The 2,788-nt window shown below is 60.5% G+C and carries 4 protein-coding genes; all 4 read right to left on the bottom strand.

Translation table 11 applies throughout. The features are described from left to right. Positions 1 to 350, bottom strand: a 350-nt coding sequence (locus tag OQK_RS20380; RefSeq protein ID WP_016774009.1) for a hypothetical protein, incomplete at its 3' end; no start/stop codon positions are given. Positions 351 to 360: 10 nt separating this feature from the next. After that, positions 361 to 666, bottom strand: coding sequence for a HeH/LEM domain-containing protein (locus tag OQK_RS20375; protein WP_016774008.1), 306 nt, complete (start codon positions 664 to 666; stop codon positions 361 to 363). A 56-nt stretch (positions 667 to 722) separates the two neighbouring features. Then, positions 723 to 1,700, bottom strand: coding sequence for a major capsid protein (locus tag OQK_RS20370; RefSeq protein WP_016774007.1), 978 nt, complete (start codon positions 1,698 to 1,700; stop codon positions 723 to 725). 3 nt (positions 1,701 to 1,703) lie between these two features. Next, on the bottom strand, positions 1,704 to 2,441 hold the full coding sequence (locus OQK_RS20365) for a hypothetical protein (RefSeq protein WP_038861998.1): 738 nt from the start codon (positions 2,439 to 2,441) through the stop codon (positions 1,704 to 1,706). Between the last annotated feature and the right edge of the window lie 347 nt (positions 2,442 to 2,788).

The raw sequence follows: 2,788 nt of genomic DNA, 5'->3' as shown, positions 1-2,788 counted from the left end.
GAACGCTTGATCCAAGGCTCCAGCAGCGCCAGGGCGAAGTTCACACCCGCCGACTGATCAGTAGATCCGGCCACGTAGGTTTTGCTCACAGAGGTGCCGGACTGAGCCGAAACCGTCTTGCTCTGCACTTCCTTCTGCGTTGCCGTGTACAACTTGCCCGCCGCCGCCTCTTTGGCGATCTGAGCGCCGGCTGTCTTGATCTCGGTAGGAACCGGATCTGGAACAACCCGCTTGATCTTGGCCGTGAGCCAGGCGTTAGCCATGGTCACAGCAAGGACCGGATCACCGGTGCCGGCCCAGCCAGGACCCAGCGAAGCGTCAACATCGGCAACGGTGATGAAGTCGGTCATGTGCGCGTCCTTATTCCTTCGGCACCAAGGCCTGGAGGTCTTCTTTCAGTGCGTTGGATTCGAAGGCGATGCCTTTACTGGTGAGCCACTCTTTCAGCTCCGGCACCTTCATTTTCAGAGGGTCGGTTTCAGCATTTTCAGGCTCCTTGCCGTCCGAAACTTTGATGCCCGCCGCTTCGTATGCATCGTAAATTTCAGGCGCATCACCCTCGATGACCACCTCAGTGGCAGTGCCAATGACGCCGAAGAATTCGCTCAGCAGGCGGTAGCACACGCCGCGCTCTTTGCCCGGTTTGTCCGTGTAGATAACTTTCATGAGTCACCTCAATGCAGCCCGGCGCCCTTGCGGCGCCGGGGTAAGTGAAAGCCGGATTACGGCGTGGTGGTACCGCTAATGACGGCGGCGAATGGAACCTGCTTGCGGCTGAACACGCGCTCCCAGTTCGCGGCAGCGGCATACTGGGTCGCGGTCGGGCTGAGGTTCTGAGCTTCGGAGCCTTTCCAGCTGAAGCCGGCAGGCTGGAGAATGTAGGTCTTCCGCTCCCACAGCACCTCGGCGCCGCCGCCATTACCGCCGCCCGGTTTGCGCTCGATCTCCACCGGCACCTTCGGCGAGCCTTCGCCGTAGCCGAACGCGCCTTGGCCGAAGAACACCGACAGGTACTTGCCAGCGCCGTACACCAGGCCATCGTCCATGAACACCGGCTTACCCAGATAGGTGGCCAGGATGATCTTGCCGTCGGAATCGCGCAGATACTCGATGAGGTCCTGCTTGACCATCTGGTTCATCACCACCGAGTGCACGCCGATCGCGCCGAACTGGTCGGCCGCATCGCCGGCAGTGAAAGCGGCATCCTGAAACGCGTTCGCGCTGATGGCCGCGCCGGCGTCGATCACCATGTCACCGCCGTTGTTGGCGATGTTCGACGCGATGATGCCGCGCGCCGCGCCAAGAGCGTAACGCTGCCACTGGCGAGTCCAGTAGGTGCCGAAGCGGTTGCGGATCTGCTGCTGGGGCTCGCTGTTCGCCAGCTCGGCGGTCAGGTCGGCTACGCCATAACCTTTGTTCAGGTACAGGACGCGGGCACGCATGCTGTCCTGAGTAACCTTGCCGACTTCGCCTTGGTCGTTCGGGTCATCGTTGCTGATGTTCGGTGCTTCATCAGCGTTGAGATCCTGCCAATAGCTGATCTCGGCGGTGCCTTGGCTGCCGGAAGCAATAGCGTCCAGGACAGGCGAGCGGGTGACGATGCCCGACTCGTAGACAGCGGTTTTTTCCGGGCTATTTACCGGCTCCAGCGAGGCGTAGTAGTCACCGACGAAGATGTCGGTCAGTTGGGTAGTTGCCATGAATTAGGTTCCTTTGGTGGCCTGGATTTTCTTGAACAGCTCGGGGTTGTCGCGGGCGATCGCAGCGCGCTCGGTTTCCGTGTACTCGCCCCATTTTTTCGTGGCCTTGCCACCTTGATCGCCGGTCGGACCGGCACCCTGAGCCCTTGGCCAGAGGTGTGTTGCTGTTTCACGCAGCGACTCCGCCCATTCGAGCGGCGACAGCGGGGTTTTCCCGTCCTTCCCGTAAACGACCTCGCCGTCACGGTCGGTGGCAATCGCCTCGCCGTCTTCACTGAGTTTGAAAGTGCCCCGGGCGCGCAAGATGATGTCTTCGGCAGCCTCGGGTAGCGCGCCGGCCTTGATGGCAGCAGCGCGGATGGAGTCAGCCAAGACCTTGTCGCTGTACTTGGCAGCGAATTGCTCGGCCTTGTCGGCGCGTGCCTTCTCGGCGGCCAGCTTGGTGTCGTAGTCGGTGCGCAGGCGTTCGGTGCGGCGGGTAATGACCTCGTCCAACTTGCCCTCGGCAATCAGCTTGGTTTCTTCGTCCTGGCCAACCTTGGTCAGCAGCCCTTTCACGGCGGCGATATCCAAGCCTTCGAACTGGGACTTGAATCCTTCCAGTTCAGTTTTGGTGGTGCGGAGCGAGCCAAGCAGCTCGGTGTTTTTGTTCTTGAGGCCCAAGGTCGCAGCCTCAACAGCTGCAGCAATGGCGGTCTGAACTGCCGGGTCTTCAAGATCAATTTGGTTTTCGTCTGCCACTTGGTGCACCCCTTGGGTTTGGTCGGCCCGCTTTGCAGGCAATAAAAAACCGCCCATTGGGCGGTTTGGTTTGAATTCTGTGTTTTATCGGACTATCGAGAGTCCGCGCATGACCAGGTAATCGGCGAATTGCGTCCTGCTCGGCGCATACGGCGGCGGCCGCATTCGCAGGCCTGGCGTATCTCGGTTGAGCCTCGTGCGCCGGCCATTCGGCTCAGTGCAATGCGTTGGCTCCTCGATCTGGAAGCCCTGCTCGCCTGCGTACAGTTCAACTGCCAACCGCACCTGACCCCATTCAAGCTCAAAGGGCACGAACGTCTCGGACAGTGTCTGGTATTCAATCTTGC

Source organism: Pseudomonas sp. R62 (genome assembly GCF_000257605.1).
GTDB classification, from domain to species: domain Bacteria; phylum Pseudomonadota; class Gammaproteobacteria; order Pseudomonadales; family Pseudomonadaceae; genus Aquipseudomonas; species Aquipseudomonas atacamensis.
This window is presented reverse-complemented; position numbering and strand designations above follow the sequence as displayed.